Origin of the sequence: Bartonella sp. MM97QHHN (genome assembly GCF_042194285.1) — a bacterium.
Classification (GTDB): Bacteria; Pseudomonadota; Alphaproteobacteria; order Rhizobiales; family Rhizobiaceae; genus Bartonella.
Map to the genome: position 1 here is coordinate 46311 of NZ_JBHIMS010000074.1, position 22959 is coordinate 69269.

A 22959-nucleotide genomic window follows, 5' to 3' on the forward strand; every position below is an offset into this window, starting at 1 on the left:
AGCCTTATTAACAGCGTCAGTGGCTTTTTCCGCTGCATCAGATGCTGCTTTATCGGCTGCTTCAGGTGCTTTCTTCATAGCATCGACAGCCTTATTAACAGCGTCAGTGGCTTTTTTCGCCGCGCTAGATGCTGCTTTATCAGCTGCTTCAGGTGCTTCTTTCACTGCATCGACAGCCTTATTAACAGCGTCAGTGGCTTTTTCCACCGCACTAGATGCTGCTTTATCAGCTGCTTCAGGTGCCTCCTTCACAGCATCGACAGCCTTATTAACAGCGTCAGTGGCTTTTTCCGCTGCATCAGATGCTGCTTTATCGGCTGCTTCAGGTGCTTTCTTCATAGCATCGACAGCCTTATTAACAGCGTCAGTGGCTTTTTCCGCTGCATCAGATGCTGCTTTATCGGCTGCATCAGGTACTTTCTTCACGTCATCAGTTGCCTTATCAACTGCATCAACTTTATCCGTATCATGTGCAGGATATTCGGAAGCCTTTCGTGCCGCACTTTGAACAAGTGAAGTAGAACAAGCTATGAAAACCCCCATATAAAAGAGTGTTTTCCAATTGATTTTACGATACATTCTTTTTTCCCCTTAAGAGCTTATTGAATAGTTGAAACAAACAATCTTCTTTTTAATGACTATTCATGTCACTCAACGTTGTCACAGCACGTCGATTTTGATTCCAACAGGAAATATCATCACATACTGCTACAGGTCTTTCTTTTCCGTAAGAAATTGTTTGAATCCGTTGTGCGGACACACCAAGAGACACCAAATAGTTTCGCACAGCAACAGCACGGCGCTGTCCAAGTGCCAAGTTATATTCACGTGTTCCCCTCTCATCAGCATGACCTTCGATCATAATAGAATAATAAGGATAATGAAGCAACCATTCTGCTTGGCGCATTAAAATACGTTCAGCATCAGCATCAAGTGAAGAAGAATCGAGACTAAAAAACACGCGATCACCCACATTAACCGTAAATTCTTGTCCTGAGCCTGGTGACACCTGATTCAAACCAGCATCATTCATATAAGCGCCATTCATACCGTTAAGTGCACCAACATTTTTTTTGCCACACCCACCCAGGCATAGTGAGAAAAGAAAGAGGATAGCTAAGGAATGAGAGATGGTTTTTTTGGTAGAGCGCATAATCTGTTTCTCCTTGAATTTCGTAAAGAAGGGTCAATTCTTAAAAATATTTTTAAGAATAACCGTTAATTCCTAATGAAGACAAAATTTTTTCTGTTTTTTTCGTCCTTATTTTTACTTTTAAGTCTCTGCCAATTTTTCTTCTCTTCAGCCATTCCTCTAACATTTCCATAAGAAATGTTTCCCTTATGCGTCATGGCTTTTTATGCATCATCTTGATTTTGACTATTTTTTTTCAGCGCGTTCAGCTTTGCAAAAACTTTATCAGCGTCAAAAGTCTTATGCAGATTGTCTTCACTCTCATTTTCCTCTAGAGCAGCGTTTTCCGTCACAGAAGCGGGAAGCAACGACCTATCTTCTTCTGCTGCAACAGGACGATTTTTCGCCGCACGCTGGAGCTCAAAATCTAAATCGATTTGCGAACACAAACCAAGTCCTACAGGATCAAGAGGAACCAAATTTGCACTATTCCAATGGGTTCTAAGGCGGATTTGTTCAATTGTCGCTTTTGTTGTCCCAATCAACCGTGCAATTTGTGCATCTTTCAACTCGGGATGGTTTGTAACCAACCATAGGATACCATTGGGACGATCTTGGCGTCGAGAAAGAGGGATATAGCGCGCCCCTTTACGTTTTTTTTCAGGAATATGCACCCTAGATTGAGAAATTTTCAATCGTGCGTTTTGATCAGCCTCCACCCGTGCAATTTCACTGCGCGTCAATTGCCCAGAACTAATCGGATCTAAACCTTTAATACCATAAGCCGCATCACCATCGGCAATAGCTTTTACTTCCAAGACATGCAATTTACAAAATTCTGCAATCTGATCAAAAGAAAGAGCTGTATTATCAACCAACCAAACAGCTGTTGCTTTGGGCATCAAAAGTTGCGTTGCCATTTTTATAAATCCTCTTCTGCGCCTCTTCTATGAGGCAGGTTACCGCCCACTCAAGAGCACTGGAACTTTTTTATATGTTTAGGTCTCTCCAACCACTCCTAAAACAAAGCGCGGCATGGAATAAACCATTTTGCTATGAGATTACATTCTGTTATAGCGTTATTTTTGCTTAACGACAAGAGATCTCTCTTGTAATGATCCTCAACTAAGGTGTCTTTACCTTTAAGATGAATTTTCTTATAAAGGGTTTATTCGATTATTTCACCTCATGCTGTGGCACATTTATTCTGGTGGGATGCATGCTTTATCGCCTTAAATTCTAAAGAGTATCCAACTGGCAAAAAAGCCCTCAAATAGGAAGGAAAACTATGGCAGGCCATTCACAATTTAAAAATATTATGCACCGTAAAGGGCGTCAAGATGCAATGCGCTCGAAAATATTTTCTAAGCTTGCGCGCGAAATTACCGTAGCAGCAAAACAAGGTGCTCCTGATCCAGCCATGAATCCACGTTTAAGGCTGGCTGTTCAAAATGCCAAAGCACAATCGATGCCGAAAGATAATATTGAACGCGCGATTAAAAAAGCGTCAGGCGCCGATGTAGAAAATTATGATGAAGTACGCTATGAGGGCTATGGACCAGGCGGCGTTGCCGTCATTGTTGAAGCGTTAACTGATAACCGCAACCGCACCGCTTCAAATGTGCGCGCCGCCTTCACAAAATCAGGAGGAGCCTTAGGGGAAACAGGATCGGTCAGTTTCATGTTTAATCGGATTGGTGAAATAATCTATAAGCCAGAAGCAGGAACAGCCGATAACATCATGGATGCAGCAATTGAAGCCGGTGCCGAAGATGTGCAATCAGAAGAAACCGGACATCATATTACCTGCGCATTTGAAGATATTGGTGAAGTTTCCAAAACACTTGAAGCAAAACTTGGTGAAGCAGAATCGATTAAAACGATTTGGAAAGCCACCACCCTTGCACCAATAGATGAAGAAAAAGCTTTGTCCGTTTTACGACTAATTTCAACATTAGAAGAAGATGATGATGTGCAAAATGTTTATGCAAATTTTGATGTCAGTGATGAGATTTTGGCAAAATTGTCTGTATAATTCCCATCATTTGCATAAGCCCTCTCTTCATTCATGAGGGCTTCAAAAGCATCTGTCACCCCTCCTCTTTATCCGCACATATAAAAGCCCCGCATCAATAGCGGGGTAAGCCATTGATGCAACAAAAAACCACAATCAATCGCAGAAAACATAATCCCAAAAAGAAAGCATACAAAACTCTGTAGCCTTACGCCTTTCTTACATGCCCCAAAGATTATCCCTATATTCCTCTCTATTTGATCTTTTTGTTCTTTAAGATTAACCTCCTCTCCCCACCCTCAAGTAATGAAATGATCTAGCCTCTAAACAATTGGGGTTTTCTTGACGTATTCCTATGACGAATCACTCATGAAATTCACTTGAAACTTAAGGCTCAACAAACATGCATTCCCCTAAATATTCGCTACGCACTTAAAAAACACTTAGAATATATCAAGGAGGTTTATACGCCCTATATCCCCACACCTCAAAGGGCAGTGTTTTTACAACATCACAGAATAAAAATAAGCAAATGGAAAGCCAGAGCTGATTTTTTAGCAAAGTATTGTACAAAAAGCCGGTACATCTCTCTAATCCGTTGCAGATAAATTTTTGACTTTATGGCATTAACTTTATGGCATCGTATATTTCTAAAATAACGTCATTTATCTTAAAAATCTGTCCTTTTGCTCTTACCGATCAATCAATATTCAGACCTAAAACAACCGCGTACTTGAATAAAACACATCAGAGAGCAACAGCCCCCCTGACAAGAGTCCGGACTCTTCACAAACAAAATCGAAGAGGAAGTTTAAAAAAATATAGCGACACTTTGAATAAAAAGTTGAACTCTAGAGACCTCAGAATTTTCGACTCTATTTTTCAAGGTCTTGTTTTGAATTTTTTTAAGCATTTTCCCCCAAGGAAATTCCATTATCGATCAACAACCATAGATGATAGATGAAATCTACATAACTCCCCATGCCCATTATAATCAATTCCTTCTTTTAAATAATTTAAAAACTATTGAGATTGTGTAAACTTGAGACTGTATTCCTTCTATATTCTGTTTTTAAGCATTTTGTTTTACTGTACATTGAGCAAAGGCGACCATGCTGGATCTGAAGCATCATTGGGGGTAGGGAGTTGTCGTTCATTGCGTCCCGTAATATCAATCGTATAAATTTTTGGTCCCATACCGGGATTTTTGCGAAAGAACATCAGTACACGACCATTGGGGGCCCACGTTGGTCCTTCATTGTGAAACCCTGTGGTTAAAATTCGTTCTCCTTGTCCATCAGGGCGCATAACACCGATAGAAAATTGTCCGCTTAATTGTTTTGTAAAGGCGATATAGTCACCCCGTGGAGACCAAATAGGTGTTGAATAACTCCCATCGTTTGAAGAAATACGTTGAATATCACTCCCATCCGCATTCATTTTATAGATTTGCGGCTTTCCACTACGATCTGAAGAAAAGACAATTTGTTTTCCATCCGGTGAATAAGAAGCAGAAGTATCAATAGCAGAAGTTGTTGTAAGTCGCGTCATCGTACGGGTTCGTAAATCCATAGTGTAAAGATTGGCACTCCCATCATTTTGTAACAAACTCATGATAACTTTTTGTCCATCAGAAGAAAAACGTGGAGCAATTGTCATGTTATTAAACGTTCCGATCAACTCTCTTTGCCCCATTTCAATTTGTTGGAGATAAACATGAGGTACTTGATTGTCCTCATAAGCCATATAGGTCATTTCTTGTCTTTTTGGGGAAAAACGCGGTGTAAGCACCAATTCACTTCCATCAGACATATAAATCAAATTTGCGCCATCTTGATCCATCATTGCTAAGCGTTTAATGCGTGCATTTTGGGGGCCTGTTTCATCGATAAAAACAATTCGTGTATCAAAATAACCACTTTCTCCTGTCATTTCACTATAGATCTCATCTGCGATCATATGTGCCACACGCCGCCAACGTTCTGTCGCGGTATAAAAACGCCGTCCTTTCAATTGTCTTTGTCCAAACACATCCCATAAACGAAAATCGACCCTCAAACGTCCATCGATTTCTCTCATGACTTGCCCAGTAACTAAACCTTGCGCTTTTATTTTCTGCCAAGAAGTAAAATGCGGTTGTTTATTAGGATTAGAAATGTTTTCAAAAAAATTTGCTTTATCAAGCGGTAAAAAAAGCCCCGACCGTTCAAGATCGGCTGTCACCACAGCAGATATTTTTAACCCAATCGAATCATTGGAAATAAAGTCTGTAATTGCAATGGGAATGGGATTAAAATCAGCGCTCGAAATAGTTCCTTTCAATTGCGCATAACCCGATGAAATATTTGAAAGCCACAACCCACAAGTGACAATAAACCAAGCAAAAACTTTATGTCTCGTTATAGTCATCATGGAATGTGTCCTTTCGTTAAGCGCTTTTTTCTCGTTTATCATCTTATTTCTTGGAGGGGATCAACATTAAAGTCAAAACCTTGCCCCCATAGATCATATTGATCACGTGGGAGATCTGCATAAGGTTGGCATGAAAAGACAGCAGCATACACCTGCCTTATCATAATAGCTTGTTGACTCTCAAGGCCGCTTACGGGATCAATGATAGGGTCGCCCACAACCATCCCTTCACGGTCTAAGTAAAATCGCAACCGCACGACCGGACGATTTTTTAAATCGCCGCCAAGCGCCACAAGTTTAAGCTTCTGTTGAATACATCCCCCCGCAATATTGACCAATGTTTGTGCCATTTTTGTGGTATCATTAATATTTTTTCTTGCACCCAAAGCTTCTGGTATATGAGAACGTTTTGCTCCCCCTCCTTGCGACCGCGCACGATTGAGCAAATTATTTTCCTCCAGAGCTAAAATATCTTCAATGGTCTGTTTCTCTTGGTTTTTCTTATTAAGCTTTGGCGTCTTTTGATTCAATGCAGCCTCATTCTTCTTTGGAAATTCTCCGTCAAACTTTGGTTTAAACTGTGGAAGAAGAGATTTTTCTGGAAGTACAATTTTGGGCGCTTGATGAACAATCTGCTCTGCTGATACTTTTGGGACCGTTGGAGCCAATTCTTTTGGCGATATCATTTCTTCATTTTTGTGCGCAGGCTTGAGCGCAACCTTAGAGGCATCCTCCGGTGCCTCTAAAGGCATCTCAGGCGCAACCTTGGGTGCATCCTCCGGTGCCTCCAAAGGCATCTCAGGCGCAACCTTGGGTGCATCCTCCGGTGGTGCCTCCAAAGGCATCTCAGGTGCAACCTTGGGCGCATCCTCTGGTGCCTCCAAAGGCGTCTCAGGCGCAACCTTGGGTGCATCCTCCGGTGCCTCCAAAGGCATCTCAGGCGCAACCTTGGGTGCATCCTCTGTTTTTGCTTCTAATAATTCTGGTTTTGTAAGTTCGGGTGCAAATGTTTCTGATGTGTTCTCGCTTGATGGTGGCGATGCTGTTTCAACGGGACGCAGCTTTTCCTTTGGTTGAAACGGTGCCAGACTATCTATTTGTCCCTCTCCAATATGGCGTGCATCTTCTTTCTCTTGTGGTTGCATAGTTGGTTTTATGGCAGGGATTGCACGGATAGGAGCCTTCACGGCTCCTTGTTGAGAAGAAAACTCGTCCACTAAAGGAGCAAGAGTGATGGGAATTGCTTCCAATGGTTGTGGTAAAGAGACAGAGCTTGTAAACTGAATAGCTCCCCAACTGAGAAAAATGACATGGACCACAAGGGATAAAGCCAAGCCTCGTTTCATACTATGATAAGAGTCTTTGTTCATTCTTTATGCCTTACTTATGCCTTACATTTTTTCATTTTTAATCACTCTATGCTCTTTTAAAAACATCTTAAAAACAACCGGTTATGCACAATTTTATTACTTATTATTTATTGTGCTAAACTTGCTAACGCAACTTGAGAAAACCCCGCTTTTTGAATATCCGCCAGCAGTTTTAATACTTGTTGATATTCAACAGTTTTGGCAACCCGCACAAAAACCCGTTGATCTTTTTGTGTAGCATCTGCTTCCAGAAGAGTTTTCAGGTGTGCAATCAGTGCCTGTGACGTTTCATAATAATCTTGATTAATGGCAAAGCGCCCTTGCGCGTCAAGTGAAACCGTAAGGGGTGTTTTTTGAGCTCGTATGGGACCCGCTTGACTACGAGGCAAATCTAGAGGAACACCGTTCACTAAAAGGGGAGCAGAGACCATAAAAATAATCAACAAGACCAGCATGACATCCACAAAAGGAGTGACATTGATCTCACTCATCAGTTGGCTTCGTGAATGATGCCGCCTACGTGTATTTTTGCGAGAAGAAGAAGCAACAGAAACGCCCATGGGATAAGATCCTTTTTATAAAGAGGAAGGTGCTGTGCGTGTTTCATCAATACGCCGCGATACAATTGTTGAAAATTCATCGGCAAAATTTTCTATTTGTGCAATGATGCGCGCACTTTCATGAGTCAACTTGTTATAAGCAATAACAGCTGGAATTGCTGCAAACAAACCAATAGCGGTTGCCAAAAGCGCTTCTGCAATCCCTGGCGCAACAATGGCAAGTGATGTATTTTGAGAAGCTGAAATAGAAAGAAAAGACTCCATAATACCAATAACTGTTCCAAAAAGTCCGATAAAAGGTCCCGCAGATCCCAGTGTCGCAAGAAAACTTAATTTTGATTCTATTTTTTCACTTTCACGTCCCAGCGTCAAATCCATAGCCTTATCAATTCTGCTCTGCAAACTTTTCGATGTATGGGTCCCTTTTTCAAGAGATTTTTTCCATTCAACCATTGCTGCTATAAAAACTGCGGATATACTATTGGTACGTTGACTTTTGCATGATGCATAAAGATCTTCTAGCGCTTTGCCAGACCAAAATGTGCGTTCAAACTGCTTTATTTCACGCCGTATTCTCCGATACGTAAAAATTTTATCAAAAATAATTGCCCAACTCCAGATAGAAGCGAGCAGCAACCCAATCATAACACCTTTCACGATCCAACTCGCTTGCATAAACAAATGCAACATTCCAATTGTTTCTGGATTCGTTAGTTCTACATGCGGCATAATTTTTGTCCCTCTAAATGAAAGATGCATTTTTTTTAATTTTATAAAACAGATTATTTTATAGTTTCTAAATTTAAGTAAAGACTCTAGTTTCACATAAATCCATGCGCTAAAACAAGACTTGTTTCTTAAATTTCCTTAAAAAGTGATGACGAGAGACATCCCTCAATGCACGCCCCCCTCATTTCACAACAGCATTTATGAAAAATATAACGATAAGGACTTATCCATAAATACTATAAAAATAAAAGATATAAAAATGCATAATATTAAATCTATTATGCACCACCATCTTTACGTTTATAAAAAGAACGCTAAATCATCATACGCGTTTCTAGCTTAAAATGCTGCAATAAGTCTTAGCACTTGAAAAGATTCGTAAGAGGTATTTTATTCCTTTCTTAAGTGTTTTTGTATCCACTCACCAACTCCGCTTGTGACATGTAAGAAAATGTTTTTGATTAATTCGCGGCAATAGAGCTTGAAAAGAAAAAGTTTTACAAGTTTCAGAATTATCTGAAAGTGACAACGCAATGAATTATCATTGTAAATAAATATGTTATCATCATAAAAGATGACGCTTTGCCTCAGGCTATTATTTCTCTCATTTTCCATCGAATTGAATACGGGGTACACCATCGGGCACAAAAAACGACAATAAACCACCATAAAATGCCTCACAACAATGTGCCTCACCCATACACCCCTATTATAAGTCCTATATAATCTAGTGTAAGTCTCATGTAATCTCATTGTGTTGTGAATTTACCCCTTTCAATCCCTATCATCTCTCTGGCATCATGGTGTAACGTACAAGCTTCTGTGATATGAAAAAAGCCTTTTCACATCTTTACTTTATGAAAACCGGCTTCTTCGCTCTCTTTGCTCACTTGCGATATTTGATCGTTATTGCATTGAGAATGATCCATAAGGAACATTTTTACAATTTTTTTCAATAATTTATATTGCTCTCTTATGATGTGTAAGCAAATGATTTTAATTGTTTCAACATGAACAGATTTGAAATGAAAGTATTTTATTCTATTCCTCTATTAGGGTTTGTGCCCGTAAGAAGTGATAATTTATCTTTCTAAGTCAATATATTATATAGAATAATATGCTTTTGAAACTTTAAATGCAAGAATGCATTTCTGCTTTGCATACATTGATCTCTCACTCATTCACTACGTTTAGAAGCGCACATAAATCGCGCATTATAGCACATAAAGTCATGCATGATGGATAGAAATGGATGAAACACGCGCTTTTGTGATGCCAAATGATAATCCAGTAAAAAAACAAATCAAATTGCTTAAAAACACCCTTTAGGTGTTTTGAGACAATTTTCGACCTAATAGCTTATTATCACTTTATTGCAATATTGTGCTGGGTATGTGCATTTTTATAAAAATAAATCTTAATCCATTTTTATTTTTTTATATTTTGTACTTTTTCGCTGCTTTCTGATACCAAAAAACCTTTCTTCAAAAGAAAGAAAAATATCTTGAGTTTATAGCAGAAAATGGATGAGGCGACATTGATTTTGAATCATAACATGGATAAGGCGTGTTTAATTTTGTGAGATATCATCTTCAATTTATTGTAGTTATTGTAGCAGAGGTGCTTTCTTTTGCTGTATCGTGTAACCTTATTGGAAAACATTTAGGCTATGATAAATGTATAATCTTAGATTGTAGATTACTTTATATCTGCTGATCTTTCCTGAAACTGCTAATTCAATGAATAACACTTTTAACCAAGCATTTTTGCAAAAAGTTCTTTGGGTAAACGTCGCGGTTTTGCCTCCTCATTAATCAGAGCAATTTCAACTTTGGCTGTTACCAACGTGGTCATCTCATGCAAAATAGATTGCTCCATAAAAAAGCGGGCCCCTTGGATATGAGTAACACGTGTTTTAACGACTAAAAGATGATCAATTTTAGCTGGTCTTGAAAAATTAATTTCCATATGACGAACAACAAAAAACAGTTTTTCCCCCTCACCCCCTGCTGCTAACATCTTATTATTAAAACCGGTATCCCGTAAAAACTCTGAACGTCCTCGTTCAAAAAACTCAAGATAACGCGCATGATAAACTACACCGGAAAAATCTGTATCCGCAACATAAACGCGGACCTGAAAATTATGAAAAGCGTTTGTATGATTGCTCTTAAAAGGTGTTATTTCTGTCATCGACTTCATATCCCATAAAATCATCTAATATAGCAAATTATCTATCAATCAAAAGATTGAACACATTTTTGTGTTGAAGTTGTGAAAAGCAAAAAATTTTTAATAGTGCCAAACCTTTTTAGCCAGAATATGCTAAAAGAAGGCACGTCTCTTGTATTTTATGACCTTGCTATAAAATATTCACATAGTTTCTTTTAATAAAGAGAATGTCTTAATCATCTTCCCCATCCCATAAAGATGTCTGAAATGATGAATTCTCTTGAGCCTCAGAAAGTTGAGAACGCCTTTGTATAGACGTTGTAGAGGCTGGAGCAGAAAGCCCTAAATGGCTCCAAGCCTTTTCAGTTAGAATGCGTCCACGAGCGGTTCTATGAATAAACCCTTGTTGGAGCAAATACGGTTCAACAATATCTTCAATGGCATCGCGTGGTTCTGATAAAGCAGCAGCAATTGTTTCAATCCCCACCGGTCCCCCTAAAAAAGTTTCCGCAATCAGGAGCAAGTAGCGACGATCAAGCGGATCAAGACCAAGATGATCAACCTCAAGGCGCGAAAGCGCTTCATCGGCGATTTTTTGGTCAATTTGTTTTGCTTGTTTAACCAAAGCAAAATCACAAACACGCCGTAAAAGCCGTCCGGCAATACGAGGGGTCCCCCGTGCTCGGCGTGCAATTTCATGAGCACCATCATCACTGATCTTGACGGCAAAAAGTCGTGCATTACGCTGCACAATATATTCCAATTCTTCTATAGTATAAAAATTGAGACGAATTGGGATGCCAAAACGGTCTCTCAGCGGCGTGGTCAAAAGCCCCAAACGTGTGGTTGCCGCTACCAAAGTAAATTTAGCCAGATCAATTTTCACCGAGCGTGCGGCCGGCCCCTCCCCAATGATCAAATCAAGTTGATAATCTTCCATGGCTGGATAAAGAATTTCCTCAATCGCCGGATTTAAGCGATGAATTTCATCAATAAACAAGACATCACGTTCTTCAAGATTGGTCAAGAGAGCGGCTAAATCCCCTGCTTTAGCGATGACCGGCCCTGAAGTAGAGCGAAAATTAACGCCTAATTCTTTTGCCATAATCTGTGAAAGCGTTGTTTTTCCTAACCCCGGTGGTCCTACAAACAAAACGTGATCCAGCGCTTCTTGCCGTGTTTTTGCTGCTTCAATAAATATTTTTAAATTAGCCCGTGCCGCTTCTTGACCAATAAAGTCATCGAGAACTTGTGGCCTCAAGGAACGATCTGGATCGTTAGGAAGGGGGGCGGAACCCAGAAGGCGTTTATCTTCATCTTTATGCATTGTTACCTTGATTTTAAGTAGGAGAAGAAAGCAATTTGAGACTATGGCGGATCAGCAGGGCAGAAGAAACAGTTTCCCCCTCAAGAGCATTCATCGCAAGAGCAAGAGCACGGGATGCATGTTCTCGTTCAAACCCTAGCTTCATCAACGCGGAAAGCGCATCATGCGCAGGTTGATTGATCATATCACGCTGAGGCACCGAAACAGTCTTGACCACTTGTTCAAAGGGGAGTGTTTTACTTTTCAGTTCACCCACAATTCTTTCACTGACTTTTTTACCAACGCCTGGCGCTCGACTAATCATCGCAACATCATTTAAAGCAATAGCCTGTGCAAGTTCATCTGGCGATAAAGTACCCAAGATTGCCAAAGCAACCTTTGCCCCTACTCCAGGAACATTTTGTAGAAGACAAAACCACTCCTGTTCAGCTCTTGTAGCAAAACCAAAAAGGCGGATTGCATCTTCCCGAACATGCGTTTCAATAAAAAGGCTTAACGCCTCCCCAACCGAGGGTAAAGAAGGACGCAGACGATTTGACACAAAAACAACATACCCCACACCGTGAACATCAAGAAGGATATGATCATCAAAGATATGTTCAAGGGTGCCCTTTAATTTGCCAATCATGCTTTCACCCCAATCATATCGCCATCCTTGCCTGATAAGATCGGTCAACACTCTTACGATGCATACTATGACAAAGAGCAAGAGCAAGAGCATCAGCTGCATCACTGCTATCAAATTCAGCCCGTGGGAGGAGAACTTTGACCATCATATGGATTTGTTCTTTAGCCCCATGTCCAACACCAATAACCGATTTTTTCACTTTGTTGGGCGCATATTCAAAAACAGGAAGAGTTGCTTGCGCAGGAACCAGCAATGCAATTGCACGCGCTTGCCCAAGTTTTAAAGTTGCTGTAGCATCTTTGTTGACAAACACATGTTCTACAGCAGCTTCATGGGGCATAAATTGATGCACAACCTCTGAAAGACCTTTGTGGATCTGACATAGCCTGGAAGCCAGCTCACACTGTACATCAGAAGAAACCGTCCCTGCTGCAATAAACTGAAGACGATTACCCACAACATCGATAACGCCCCACCCTGTACGCCGTAATCCGGGATCAATGCCTATAATACGAATCGTCTCTGCCATAAACTACAGTCTATACACTTTTCCCCCCTGTGAATAAAGACAAGACCACAAAGAAAACAACAACCCAAGACAAAACCAGTAAAAAGATAATCATCCCCCCAAATTTATACAATTATAACACACAACGAACAGCATCTTTATGGAACACACTTTATGAAGCATAACTGAAATCAATCAAAACCATTCACACATTACAAGCAAACACCCTCTAAAGCATAAAAATTCCCTTTCTATATCATACTAATGCCATAACGGTTAAACATCGCAAGCGAGCAAATAGAGAGTGCTGGATTGTACATTCATTAAGTGTAAAGAGGCTATGCAATGGATGGTACACACTTTGCGAAAACTTTTTACATTATAGCATGACGCTATCATTATAAATCAACGCATTGATTTATAATGATAATTAATTATTTTGTATGTTGCATAAGAATCCCGAATATCCTAAGATTTTCTCATTACAAATCTGTTTATCTTGAAGCAATCAAAACCATTCTCTTACATATGAAACGTGGGATTGCCGTATAGAGTGAAACTGTACAAGAAAGGACTAAAAATGCCTCTAATGAATTGACTCAAGTGCCAAAGGCTGTTGCAACATTGGGGACTGGCAAAGATGATGATAGTGCCGGCTTTCTCCTTTGCAAGCGTAAAAATGAGAGAGGCTCAACGGATGTGAATAAGAACTGAGAGGTGTTTTTGAATATACTCATCACACCACAATGACATTACGTAAAGAGGAACATTGCATAGAGAGGGACATTGCATGGGGGCACAAGGAACCCATGGGACATTCATTATATGGCACTTTGATTTTGGATATTTTATTTTACGCGAGGGAAATAACTTCCATTCAAAACAAAAGAAGCCCCAAAACTGCAACAATGTGTATTATCCTCATTAACACACACTTTACAGCAACTTTATAGGCATAAATTATAGAGCATAAATAAATTAATGTACAAGCCCCTGCTCTATCTAGCGTCTAATCATTATCAGAGCCAAAACAAAATCACACGATAGATCAACAGAAAGTGTTCTAGCTGCAATCAACCAAAGTCGATTTCCCACAAAGACCAACCATACCCTATTCCATGCCATAATTCAAAATCAATACCTATCCCTCTCTCAGCTATAAACTCAAGATATTTCCTACGCTCAAATAGAAATTAGGCAGAAAAAAGCACTCTAGATTGGTTTTAGTTGTGAAATTTTGGTTGTAAAAAATGGATATACTGCTCTAAATATCGCAAGAAAGAAGCAAGGCGCTATTTTTCTCAGAACGCCCCCAAAAGCTGTTTTCAGTAATTCGATTTATTTTCCCACTGGATTATCATCGCTTAAACTACAGCCTCCCCTTATTGACCAAAGCGCTTAAACTACAGCAGCATCTCTAAATGAAACAAAATGCACGCTTCTAAACGTAATGAATGAGAACAAATTGACGGAAAATTTCTGGCAATTCATGCCAATGAGGGGGGTCAAGTTCCAATGTCGGTGTATGAAGTGACACTTTTACAATTGCTTTTTTTATTTGTTCTGATGATATTTCCCCTTCGCGCAAAACAAGGGGAGTACCTCTAAGAACGCCCAAAGGCTGTTTTGAGCAATTCGATTTGTTTTCCTACAGGGTTATCATCTTCTAAGGCACAAGAGGCTGCAGTTTCCCACCCAGCACGCATATACTGTATCCGCGCTTCTAAACGCAATGAATGAGAAACAAATTGGCGAAAAATTTCTGGCAATTCATGCCAATGAGGGGTTTCAAGTTCCAATGTCGGTGTATGAAGTGACACTTTTACAATTGCTTTTTTTATTTGTTCTGATGACATTTCCCCTTCACGCTCTGCGCGAAGAAGAAGGAGTTGAGAAGCGATTTGCATAAGTCGTGTACTTAAATACATAGCCTCTTTCGCATAGACTGCAGAAACCTCTGCCGAAAGAGAGCGTGCCACTAATTTCCCTTCTGAGTCAATATACGCTGCGGTTTTTTCAATCAGCGCCATTGTTTCTTCGTAGAGACGATTAAAAGCATTTTCAAAAGCATTATGCTCAATCATGATAATAGGTTCATCATATGGACGTTTATGTACACTCACGCTTTTATACTCCAAGTATCAGCAAAAAATCATACCCCTCAACGAACAGAGTATTAAAAAGTTTCTTTTGTTGCTGTATAGAACGCTTTTTTTTAAAACTGCTACCTCTTTTAATTTTTTTGCGCAACGCACTTTTTATACTAAGGTTAACGTGCCCAACAAACACTATAGGAATGTTTTTTATAAACGGATCATTTTCCTTGAAAAGGACCACTGCCAAGATTGCCGTTTTTCACAATAATAAGCAACTCCAAATTGCAAAGCAATACCCGTTATTATTAAGAAGGTATCGGAAAAAACCGTTTCTGTCATCACTGTTTTTATAATTTGTCCAAACATCGCAAAAATGGTTCCCGTTACAAAGACCGGTAAACTATGTTTTCCTAAAATTGCTAAAGGATGTTTCTGAGAAACATAAAACCATTTATTGATGCGTGGCAAAGAAAGAATGAGAAAGGCTAATGCAAGAACATGGAGTAAACGTGGCAAGCTTAAAAAGGTTTTATTAAAGTTCACCAACGGGGAAGACCAGCCAAGCCACCCCAAAATGCCCCACCAGTTTAAGCGAACCCATAACAGCGCCAACAAGAGATACGCTGCCGCACAAACAATCCAAAAAGACTGAAAAGCGATTTTTTTTCCTTGTTTAAGCGCTAAAGTACTGGTCAATCCTATGACGAATAAGAATTGCCAAGACAAAGGGTTTAAAAACCACTTTCCCTCTAAAGGATAAGAAGGAGGAGCAATTTTATAAAATCCGCAGATAAGATACAGTGTAAAGGAGCCCAAAAGCAGCCATTTTGTCTGCTTACAACTCAAATAAAGGATAAAAGGCGCAAAAAACATCAAAACGATATAAAGAGGAAGAATATTATTATATCCCAATTGATGCCCAAAGCTTAAGGTACTCAAAAATGCGATACCAGGCTCTTTAAAAAAGAGTCCTACATTGTTCATTGATAAAAGTTTTTCTGTTCGCCATAATAAAAAGGCAGCAAAAAAAAGGCTTAACGTGACAAAAGTCGTAAAAAGGTATGCACCATAGAGCTGCAGAGCTCTGTACCAAAGTTTTCGGATAATAAAAGCAAAGGATTTTTGCTGTAACCGCGCATGAAAGCTTAACCCAAGAGCAATCCCTGAAAGCAAAACAAATACTTCTGCACAATCAGAAAAACCGAAATTTCTATGAGTAAAAGACTCATAGAGAGTTCCGGGAATATGGTTGATGAAAATCGTCAATAAGGCTAAAGAACGAAAAACATCAATACGTGTATCACGATGAGAAGGTTGAGTATTATGCTCAAGAATACCTTGGTATTTCATCAGTGGACTCCCACACGTTGCAACCCCCTTGAAGTCCCATAAAATGGTGCTTACCCTTATTGCCAACAAGCATGAACAGGATGAAATTTTAATTTTTAAGTATCAAGTTTCATTTTAAGCGTTTATTTTTTAAAAGGCAAAAGTTTTTTAAAGGCAAAAGAACGAAAAGCATCCATACGTGTATCACAGCAAAAAGGCGACATATTATGCTTAAAAACACTTTCATTTCTCATAAGCAGGCTCCCACACACCCACAAATCCTTTAAATTACGTGAAAATGGTAGTCACTTTCATCGCAAATAAGCATAATAGAATGAAACTTTAATTTTTAAGCGTTATTTTTTCTAAGAAACAGGGATTTGACATGACAGAACAAAAAAATAAACCAATTGATCCACCTCTTTTCCCTCAGTTAATTTTAACACTCGATGTTCGGCGCAACACCCCACACGCATTATTGCAGCAAATTTTGCAAACAAAGTCTTTTGCATGCGTCATCCTCTATGATTCTGAAAAGTTGAAAGATGATAGCTCTTTTTTACAACAACAAGCGCAAACTTACGCAGAAGATATTCAACATCATGACGCAGCCCTTCTCATCGCTGATGACAGCCGCATTGCTGGGCGCATAAAGGCTGATGGATTGCACATAGAAGATGATCTTAACGCTCTTGAAAGCTTCAAAAATCAGCAAAAGGAACAAAAAATCATAGGCTTTGGCAATCTACGCAATCGCCATAGTGCTATGCTTGCAGCGGAAACAGGTGTTGATTACCTGTTCTTTGGAAAACTCGGTGCTGATAAAAAACCCCAAGCGCACCCCCGCAATCTCCAGTTAGCAACATGGTGGGCAGAGATTATGCAAACCCCCGCCATTATCCAAGCAGGAAGCGATTTTTCAACCTTTGATGAAGTCTTAAAGACTGGATGTGAATTCATTGCTGTAGAAGAAGTCATTTTGGGAAACGACAACCCCTTAATACTGCTTAAAACAATGCAAGAAAAATGTGAAAACACCCCCTTGTAATACAGGAGGAGAATTTATAAATAAAGCGTTAATAAAAATCCAAATACTCACCACTATATTACTTATATAGAACACACAATAACAGATAAAGAGGATACCTCGAAACTCAATAAAATTGCTTAATAATTCAATCAAATTGATGAAAAATCTATCGTCTTGTTTTCATATAATATATAGAAAAAAGGATCATAAAAACTTTCTCGTTCGATGTCTTATAAAGACAAAGCATTATGATTGGGGAAAATGGTCATTTTCAATATTGGTACTGAATACCAATAGCTGACGATACAAATATGCAGGGGACATAAAAATGCAATATAGCGGAACACTTGAAGATCTTACAAACATAATTTGCAAAGCTGGATATCAAATCATAGAAAGTAAATTACTAAAACATGATTCCCCTGAAATATATCAGATCAAAACCTCCGAAGGAGGCATTATTAATTGGTATAAAAGCACAAGAAAACTTCAAGTTCAAGGCAAAGAAAACATAAAACAAAAGTTAATAGAAGATTTAGCAAAGCATCTAGAAGAAACATCAACGATTCCTTCCTCAAAAACTGCCTCCAATACCTCAAATAAAAAAATCTTTATCGTTCATGGTCATGATTGTTATGCCTTAAAGGAGCTTGAAAATGCTCTTCTCAAGCTTGATCTCGAACCATACATTTTACAAAATACGAGTGGTAATGGTTTAACCATCATTCAAACTTTGAAAAAAGAAATTTGTAACGGTTCTATAAAATTTGGTATTGTACTCCTCACGCATGATGACATGGGTTATGCTATATCTCAAGATGAAGAAAAAATTCAACCCCGTGCACGACAAAAGGTTGAAGAAAAAATTCAACCCCGTGCACGACAAAACGTTATTTTCGAAATGGGCATGTTAGCTGCCGCGCTTCCTCTTGAGAGGATTGCTATTCTACAAAAAGAAGGCATTGAAATGCCTTCAGATGTTGGTGGAGTTTACTACCTTTCTTTTAAAGAGCAGGTAAAAGAAACATTTCCCAAACTTATTAAGCGCTTACAAGAAGCTGATTTCTCTTTTAATATAAATGAAATTACTCATGCATTAAATTAAATTTGAATAATGCTTCCCTTTAACTTTTAAAGCGCACGCCCAAAACCAAAAGACACCCCACCACATTCCACAGACACACACATCCTATAGGCTCAAAGAAACGATCCACCCCCCACCCTTCTTCAAACAGCAAGCGATTGTGCAAATTTTAGTGAAGAGACCGCGTGTGTATTCATTACCGTGAAAGAAATCATTTTAGTCCCTTTAATAAACACGGGGATGTTGTCATGATTTTGGTAATCGTTCCAGAAAGGTTTAAGAGGCAGATAGCCTCTGATTAGATTAAAGAAAAATAGGAAATTCACGTCGGGCATGTACTACAGCTACAATTTCGATTTGATGTGCAGCTACTTGATACAATATAAGGTAATTTGGATGCGCTACAATTTCTCGTAATCCTAATACCTTCTCACTCTGTCTGTATAAATATAGATGTTCAGCCAATGGCAGTACGGATGCTTCCAAAAACCTTTTCATTCGGCAGCGCAGCAGATGGATTTTTGCGAGCAATGTAAGTAAAATCTGACGCAAATCGTCGCGCGCCGAAGACAACCAAACAACCGGAAGCATCACTTTTTCTGTTCAGCTTCAAGCTGACTGATTATAACTTCCATTTCAGCCATAACCTCATCATGCGGAATAGGAGGATATGGATTTGCAAGACTTCTCGCTACCTTATCGCACAGCCATGCAGTGTAGCTGCTTTCCTGTTCAATGGTTTCGAACTCTGAAATTAGCAGAGAAAGGGTGATCTTTATAACATATGTCCTTTTTATTCCTGAATATTGAAGATAATTACTCTTGGCTATGTTGTTAATATTAGCGAATTGAAAATGTTTTAACTTTTAAGCGTCCAAAGTTCTTTTGATCTTGAAACTTAAGGCTTTTTAACCCTCTCAAAAAACACGGGGCTGTTGTCATGATTTTGGTAATCATTCCAGAGAGGTTTAAGAGGCAGATAGCCTCTCATTAAAAAACAAATTTTGTAAGTAAAAAACTATTTTTATTGTAAATTTCCTGAAATTACTTTATGAATTAAAAGATGTTTTGGTCGCATACGCAACGACCAAGAGGGTCTTGAAAGCCCGAAAATCTAAACATGAATTTACCCCACTTTGTGGGTATCCCGGAATTCCGGGAGTTTTTGCTATGTCCAGGTGCTTTAAGCACTAAAAGCAAAAAAAGCTGATTAGATTTCAGTACTTTCAAGCTCCCGGAATACTCATGCGAGGGCGCTCGCGACCGGCGGGGGGCTTTAAAATGCAAACCAAAGATCTTGATAACGACATTTTCATTGGCAAAAAAATTCGTTTGAGACGAAAAATGTTGAAGATATCTCAAAAAACATTAGGTCAGCACTTAGGCGTCAGCTTCCAACAAATTCAAAAATATGAAAACGGCTTAAATCGTGTCAGCGCAGGGCGTTTAATGGAAATTTCTGATATTTTGAATGTTCCCATTGCCTTTTTTTATGCCGATATCATTACAAAACAACAGCCCGCATACCACCATGATGAAATCGCATCAAGCACAGAGGAATATCTGCTGCTCAAAAGATTTAGAACTCTCACAACGGTAAAAAAGAAAGCCTTTTTACAACTGATCTCTGAAGAGAATGCAAGCTAATATAACGCGATAGCGTGTGCTATTCAAAGTCCCCTTTGTAACACTTTATTGCTTGAATGCAAAACATACCACCCCTCCATTTTAAAAAACGACACGTTAAGAGACACTATTTTAATTTTTATTGTAAATTTTTTGAAATTACTTTATGAATTAAAAGATGTTTTGGTCGCATACGCAACGACCAATAGGGATTAAAAGCCTGAAAAACTCAAACATGAATTTACCCACTCCTGTGGGTATCCCGGAATTCCGGGAGATTTTGCTATGTCCAAGTGCTTCTCAGCACTAAAAGCAAAATGCTGATTTGAGTTCAGTGCTTTTAACTCCCGGAATACTCATGCGAGGGCGCTCGCAACCGGCGGGGAAAAATGCAATCTCAAAATCTTAATATTGATCTTTTTATTGGCAAAAAAATTCGTTTGAGACGAAAAATGCTAAAAATGTCTCAAAAAACATTGGGTCAACATTTAGGTGTTACTTTCCAACAAATCCAGAAATATGAAAACGGCTTAAATCGTGTCAGCGCAGGGCGATTAAAAGAAATTTCTGATATCTTGAATGTTCCACTTTCCTTTTTTTATGCCGATATCTTAACAAAACAACAGCCCGCATACCTTCATGATGAAATCGCATCAAGCACAGAGGAATACCTGCTGCTCAAAAGATTTAGAACTCTCACAACGGTAAAAAAGAAAGCCTTTTTACAGCTGATCTCTGATGAGAATGCAAGCTAACATAACGCGATAGCATGCGCTATTCATAAGCATTCATACGTATTTTAAAAAGCAACCTCCATTGTAAGCATTTTTTCATTTTAAGAGGAGAAGCCCTTGATATAATAGAAGATAAGCATCTTTATATACGATAACCCTTCATCATTATTATTTTTAACAGAACTATTTTAAACAGTCTGTCTCTCGTCGACATTTATGCTACTTTTTTAACTTACCCAACCCTACCTTGAACCAAGACGAAAAACTGAGAGATAAAAAGTAATATAGAAATGAAATTCTTATACGGCTTGTAATGATGAAAAAAAAATGTGAAAATTCTGATCGGTAATGAGGAGAAAACACCATGATCAAGAGAAGCGTGAAGCTGCTTATCTTAGGCGTGATTGGGCTTGCAAGTTCTGCTGTAAGTTCAGCGGGAAACACTGAAGAAATCTCAAATTCTGAAAGCTCTTTCAATACGATTCAAGAAGCTTCAAACACTCAAGAACCTTTTCAGCCCTTAAAAGCTGGAGACTATGACCAAGCCTATGACTATTACATCCAAGGTTATTATTTAAAAGCTTTTCGTGAAGCACTCCGACGTGCTGAAAAAAATGATCCTTTTGCACAAACTCTTCTTGCCCGAATTTATATGGAAGGATGTGCTGTTCCTATTGACGGTGCGCGTGCTGCTTTATGGTTTGAACGCGCCGCAAAACAGGGGGAACCCCAAGCACAACTACGCTATGGACTTATGTTGTTTGATGGTCACTTTATAAAACAAAATCAAGAACTTGGTGCGCAATTCATTCAAAAAGCTGTCAAAGCAGGCGTCAAGGAAGCCTATTTTTATTATGGACAACTGCTTCTTTATAAAGCCTCACAGGAAAAACAAGCTCTCCCTGGTGTTTCTTCCCAAAGTCGTGAAAATGAAGCAATAGAGCAAGCCTTAAAATGGTACTTAAAAGGTGCTGCTCTTGGGGATGCTGAAGCGGCTTTTTCTGCTGCAAAAATTCTTTCCTTAGGCACATTAAAACGACCAAAAGATGATCACAATGCCCGCAAGCTCATGGAAGTAGCAGCTCAAAACAACCACTTAAAAGCTCAACTTCATTTAGCACAATGGCTTGTACAAGGGCGTGGAGGAGAAACAGATTTTCAGCGTGCTTTTCATTTACTTCACAGAAATGCCGTCAACATGATTGCACCAGCACAGATTTCCCTTGCAAGGCTTTATCGAGATGGCACAGGAACAAAAGGCGATATAATAATGGCAGCGGCATGGTATATGCTTGCAAAGGAGGCAAAAATGCAAGCTCCTGATCTTGAAATAATGCTCCAAGGCATGGACAAGACACAACTAGAAAAAGCGCACAAAGAAGCAATAAAGCTCCTTCCTGTTTTTTAAAATACTCCTCTCTGCTTCAAAAAGATAAAATTTATAGAAATTCCGGGAGATTTTGCTCTGTCCAGGTGCTTTAAGCACTAAAAGCAAAAAGGCTGATTCGGACTCAGTGTTTTTAACTCCCGGAATACCAACGCGAGGGCGCTCGCAACCGGCGGGGGCTTTAAAATGCGAGCCAAAAATCTTGATAACGACATTTTCATTGGCAAAAAAATTCGTTTGAGACGAAAAATGCTAAAAATGTCTCAAAAAACATTAGGTCAACATTTAGGTGTTACTTTCCAACAAATCCAGAAATATGAAACCGGCTTAAATCGTGTCAGCGCAGGGCGTTTAAAAGAAATTGCCGATATCTTAAATGTTCCACTTGTCTTTTTCTATGCGGACACCTCAGCAAAACAACAGCCCCCATACCCTCATGATGAAATCGCATCAAGTACAGAAGAATACCTGCTGCTCAAAAGATTTAGAGTTCTAACCTCGATAAAACAGAAAGCCTTTTTACAGCTGATCTCTGATGAGAATGCAAGCTAACATCACGCGATAGCGTACGCTATTCAAAGCCCCCCTTGTGAACACTTTATTGCTTAAATGCAAAACATGCCACCCCTCCATTTTAAGAAACGACACGTTAAGAGACGCTATTTTAATTTTTATTGTAAATTTCCTGAAATTACTTTATGAATTAAAAGATGTTTTGGTCGCATACGCAACGACCAAAAGGGGCCTTGAAAACCCTAAGTTCTAGCGTAAAGATGAACCCACTTTGTGGGTATCCCGGAATTCCGGGAGATTTTGCTATG

21 protein-coding genes and 2 pseudogenes are annotated in these 22959 nt (G+C 39.2%); 7 read left to right on the plus strand and 16 right to left on the minus strand.

Annotated features, from left to right (window positions below; genetic code table 11):
• From ACFIJW_RS04260 to ACFIJW_RS04270, 3 genes and pseudogenes are all read right to left on the minus strand, one after another.
• A pseudogene (locus ACFIJW_RS04260) lies at positions 1-579 on the minus strand (tol-pal system protein); the annotation flags it as partial.
• 52 nt (positions 580-631) lie between these two features.
• Positions 632-1153: a peptidoglycan-associated lipoprotein Pal gene (gene pal / locus ACFIJW_RS04265; protein ID WP_375633417.1), complete on the minus strand. Its 522-nt coding sequence runs from the start codon at positions 1151-1153 to the stop codon at positions 632-634.
• Between the two features lie 203 nt (positions 1154-1356).
• Positions 1357-2052, minus strand: coding sequence for a DUF1013 domain-containing protein (locus ACFIJW_RS04270; RefSeq protein WP_375633418.1), 696 nt, complete (start codon positions 2050-2052; stop codon positions 1357-1359).
• 368 nt (positions 2053-2420) lie between these two features.
• On the opposite strand from ACFIJW_RS04270, the gene ACFIJW_RS04275 reads away from it, so the two are divergent.
• Entirely contained in the window at positions 2421-3167 is a 747-nt protein-coding gene (locus tag ACFIJW_RS04275; protein WP_254492472.1) for a YebC/PmpR family DNA-binding transcriptional regulator, read from the plus strand.
• Between the two features lie 1065 nt (positions 3168-4232).
• Here ACFIJW_RS04275 and tolB read toward each other — a convergent pair.
• From tolB to ACFIJW_RS04330, 11 genes and pseudogenes are all read right to left on the minus strand, one after another.
• Positions 4233-5558, minus strand: a complete 1326-nt coding sequence (tolB, locus tag ACFIJW_RS04280; RefSeq protein ID WP_375633419.1) for a Tol-Pal system beta propeller repeat protein TolB — start codon at positions 5556-5558, stop codon at positions 4233-4235.
• 38 nt (positions 5559-5596) lie between these two features.
• The gene (locus tag ACFIJW_RS04285; protein WP_375633420.1) at positions 5597-6928 is read right to left on the minus strand and encodes a cell envelope biogenesis protein TolA; all 1332 of its coding nucleotides are present in this window, start codon (positions 6926-6928) and stop codon (positions 5597-5599) included.
• 107 nt (positions 6929-7035) lie between these two features.
• On the minus strand, positions 7036-7488 hold the full coding sequence (tolR, locus tag ACFIJW_RS04290; RefSeq protein WP_375633421.1) for a protein TolR: 453 nt from the start codon (positions 7486-7488) through the stop codon (positions 7036-7038).
• A gap of 15 nt (positions 7489-7503) precedes the next feature.
• On the minus strand, positions 7504-8217 hold the full coding sequence (tolQ, locus tag ACFIJW_RS04295; RefSeq protein ID WP_375617873.1) for a protein TolQ: 714 nt from the start codon (positions 8215-8217) through the stop codon (positions 7504-7506).
• Between the two features lie 1752 nt (positions 8218-9969).
• Entirely contained in the window at positions 9970-10410 is a 441-nt protein-coding gene (gene ybgC / locus ACFIJW_RS04300; RefSeq protein ID WP_375611759.1) for a tol-pal system-associated acyl-CoA thioesterase, read from the minus strand.
• 211 nt (positions 10411-10621) lie between these two features.
• Positions 10622-11716, minus strand: coding sequence for a Holliday junction branch migration DNA helicase RuvB (ruvB, locus tag ACFIJW_RS04305; protein ID WP_375633422.1), 1095 nt, complete (start codon positions 11714-11716; stop codon positions 10622-10624).
• A 13-nt stretch (positions 11717-11729) separates the two neighbouring features.
• Complete coding sequence (gene ruvA, locus ACFIJW_RS04310) at positions 11730-12344, minus strand: Holliday junction branch migration protein RuvA (RefSeq protein WP_375633423.1); 615 nt, start codon at positions 12342-12344, stop codon at positions 11730-11732.
• A gap of 13 nt (positions 12345-12357) precedes the next feature.
• Positions 12358-12873 (minus strand): crossover junction endodeoxyribonuclease RuvC, encoded by a 516-nt coding sequence (ruvC, locus tag ACFIJW_RS04315; RefSeq protein WP_375633424.1) that lies wholly within the window; start codon positions 12871-12873, stop codon positions 12358-12360.
• Between the two features lie 1317 nt (positions 12874-14190).
• Positions 14191-14437: pseudogene (locus tag ACFIJW_RS04320) on the minus strand (DUF1465 domain-containing protein); the annotation flags it as partial.
• Between the two features lie 19 nt (positions 14438-14456).
• Positions 14457-14975, minus strand: a complete 519-nt coding sequence (locus ACFIJW_RS04325) for a DUF1465 family protein (protein WP_375633425.1) — start codon at positions 14973-14975, stop codon at positions 14457-14459.
• Positions 14976-15155: 180 nt separating this feature from the next.
• Complete coding sequence (locus ACFIJW_RS04330) at positions 15156-16298, minus strand: OpgC family protein (protein WP_375633426.1); 1143 nt, start codon at positions 16296-16298, stop codon at positions 15156-15158.
• A 364-nt stretch (positions 16299-16662) separates the two neighbouring features.
• On the opposite strand from ACFIJW_RS04330, the gene ACFIJW_RS04335 reads away from it, so the two are divergent.
• Together ACFIJW_RS04335 and ACFIJW_RS04340 are read left to right on the plus strand one after the other, a co-directional pair.
• Positions 16663-17325, plus strand: a complete 663-nt coding sequence (locus tag ACFIJW_RS04335; RefSeq protein WP_375633427.1) for a thiamine phosphate synthase — start codon at positions 16663-16665, stop codon at positions 17323-17325.
• Between the two features lie 310 nt (positions 17326-17635).
• Complete coding sequence (locus tag ACFIJW_RS04340) at positions 17636-18412, plus strand: TIR domain-containing protein (RefSeq protein WP_375633428.1); 777 nt, start codon at positions 17636-17638, stop codon at positions 18410-18412.
• 282 nt (positions 18413-18694) lie between these two features.
• Here the strand turns inward: ACFIJW_RS04340 and ACFIJW_RS04345 are convergent, their stop codons facing one another.
• Positions 18695-18982 (minus strand): type II toxin-antitoxin system RelE/ParE family toxin, encoded by a 288-nt coding sequence (locus tag ACFIJW_RS04345; RefSeq protein ID WP_375633488.1) that lies wholly within the window; start codon positions 18980-18982, stop codon positions 18695-18697.
• The gene (locus ACFIJW_RS04350) at positions 18982-19230 is read right to left on the minus strand and encodes an antitoxin (protein WP_375633489.1); all 249 of its coding nucleotides are present in this window, start codon (positions 19228-19230) and stop codon (positions 18982-18984) included. Before ACFIJW_RS04350 ends, ACFIJW_RS04345 begins: the two co-directional genes overlap by 1 nt.
• A 406-nt stretch (positions 19231-19636) precedes the next feature.
• On the opposite strand from ACFIJW_RS04350, the gene ACFIJW_RS04355 reads away from it, so the two are divergent.
• From ACFIJW_RS04355 to ACFIJW_RS04370, 4 genes are all read left to right on the plus strand, one after another.
• The gene (locus ACFIJW_RS04355; protein WP_375633429.1) at positions 19637-20038 is read left to right on the plus strand and encodes a helix-turn-helix domain-containing protein; all 402 of its coding nucleotides are present in this window, start codon (positions 19637-19639) and stop codon (positions 20036-20038) included.
• Positions 20039-20406: 368 nt separating this feature from the next.
• Positions 20407-20772: a helix-turn-helix domain-containing protein gene (locus ACFIJW_RS04360; RefSeq protein WP_375633430.1), complete on the plus strand. Its 366-nt coding sequence runs from the start codon at positions 20407-20409 to the stop codon at positions 20770-20772.
• Positions 20773-21115: 343 nt separating this feature from the next.
• The gene (locus ACFIJW_RS04365) at positions 21116-22159 is read left to right on the plus strand and encodes a tetratricopeptide repeat protein (protein ID WP_375633431.1); all 1044 of its coding nucleotides are present in this window, start codon (positions 21116-21118) and stop codon (positions 22157-22159) included.
• A 165-nt stretch (positions 22160-22324) separates the two neighbouring features.
• A complete protein-coding gene (locus ACFIJW_RS04370; protein ID WP_375633432.1) occupies positions 22325-22690 on the plus strand; it encodes a helix-turn-helix domain-containing protein in 366 nt (121 codons plus the stop codon).
• Positions 22691-22959: the final 269 nt, after the last annotated feature.

What these genes read in the sequence shown, in the direction of transcription:
- pal (WP_375633417.1), bottom strand. Translation starts at nt 1,153, where the DNA reads ATGCGCTCTACCAAAAAAACCATCTCTCATTCCTTAGCTATCCTCTTT.
- ACFIJW_RS04270 (WP_375633418.1), bottom strand. Translation starts at nt 2,052, where the DNA reads ATGGCAACGCAACTTTTGATGCCCAAAGCAACAGCTGTTTGGTTGGTT.
- ACFIJW_RS04275 (WP_254492472.1), top strand. Translation starts at nt 2,421, where the DNA reads ATGGCAGGCCATTCACAATTTAAAAATATTATGCACCGTAAAGGGCGT.
- tolB (WP_375633419.1), bottom strand. Translation starts at nt 5,558, where the DNA reads ATGATGACTATAACGAGACATAAAGTTTTTGCTTGGTTTATTGTCACT.
- ACFIJW_RS04285 (WP_375633420.1), bottom strand. Translation starts at nt 6,928, where the DNA reads ATGAACAAAGACTCTTATCATAGTATGAAACGAGGCTTGGCTTTATCC.
- tolR (WP_375633421.1), bottom strand. Translation starts at nt 7,488, where the DNA reads ATGGGCGTTTCTGTTGCTTCTTCTTCTCGCAAAAATACACGTAGGCGG.
- tolQ (WP_375617873.1), bottom strand. Translation starts at nt 8,217, where the DNA reads ATGCCGCATGTAGAACTAACGAATCCAGAAACAATTGGAATGTTGCAT.
- ybgC (WP_375611759.1), bottom strand. Translation starts at nt 10,410, where the DNA reads ATGACAGAAATAACACCTTTTAAGAGCAATCATACAAACGCTTTTCAT.
- ruvB (WP_375633422.1), bottom strand. Translation starts at nt 11,716, where the DNA reads ATGCATAAAGATGAAGATAAACGCCTTCTGGGTTCCGCCCCCCTTCCT.
- ruvA (WP_375633423.1), bottom strand. Translation starts at nt 12,344, where the DNA reads ATGATTGGCAAATTAAAGGGCACCCTTGAACATATCTTTGATGATCAT.
- ruvC (WP_375633424.1), bottom strand. Translation starts at nt 12,873, where the DNA reads ATGGCAGAGACGATTCGTATTATAGGCATTGATCCCGGATTACGGCGT.
- ACFIJW_RS04330 (WP_375633426.1), bottom strand. Translation starts at nt 16,298, where the DNA reads ATGAAATACCAAGGTATTCTTGAGCATAATACTCAACCTTCTCATCGT.
- ACFIJW_RS04335 (WP_375633427.1), top strand. Translation starts at nt 16,663, where the DNA reads ATGACAGAACAAAAAAATAAACCAATTGATCCACCTCTTTTCCCTCAG.
- ACFIJW_RS04340 (WP_375633428.1), top strand. Translation starts at nt 17,636, where the DNA reads ATGCAATATAGCGGAACACTTGAAGATCTTACAAACATAATTTGCAAA.
- ACFIJW_RS04345 (WP_375633488.1), bottom strand. Translation starts at nt 18,982, where the DNA reads ATGCTTCCGGTTGTTTGGTTGTCTTCGGCGCGCGACGATTTGCGTCAG.
- ACFIJW_RS04355 (WP_375633429.1), top strand. Translation starts at nt 19,637, where the DNA reads ATGCGAGGGCGCTCGCGACCGGCGGGGGGCTTTAAAATGCAAACCAAA.
- ACFIJW_RS04360 (WP_375633430.1), top strand. Translation starts at nt 20,407, where the DNA reads ATGCAATCTCAAAATCTTAATATTGATCTTTTTATTGGCAAAAAAATT.
- ACFIJW_RS04365 (WP_375633431.1), top strand. Translation starts at nt 21,116, where the DNA reads ATGATCAAGAGAAGCGTGAAGCTGCTTATCTTAGGCGTGATTGGGCTT.
- ACFIJW_RS04370 (WP_375633432.1), top strand. Translation starts at nt 22,325, where the DNA reads ATGCGAGCCAAAAATCTTGATAACGACATTTTCATTGGCAAAAAAATT.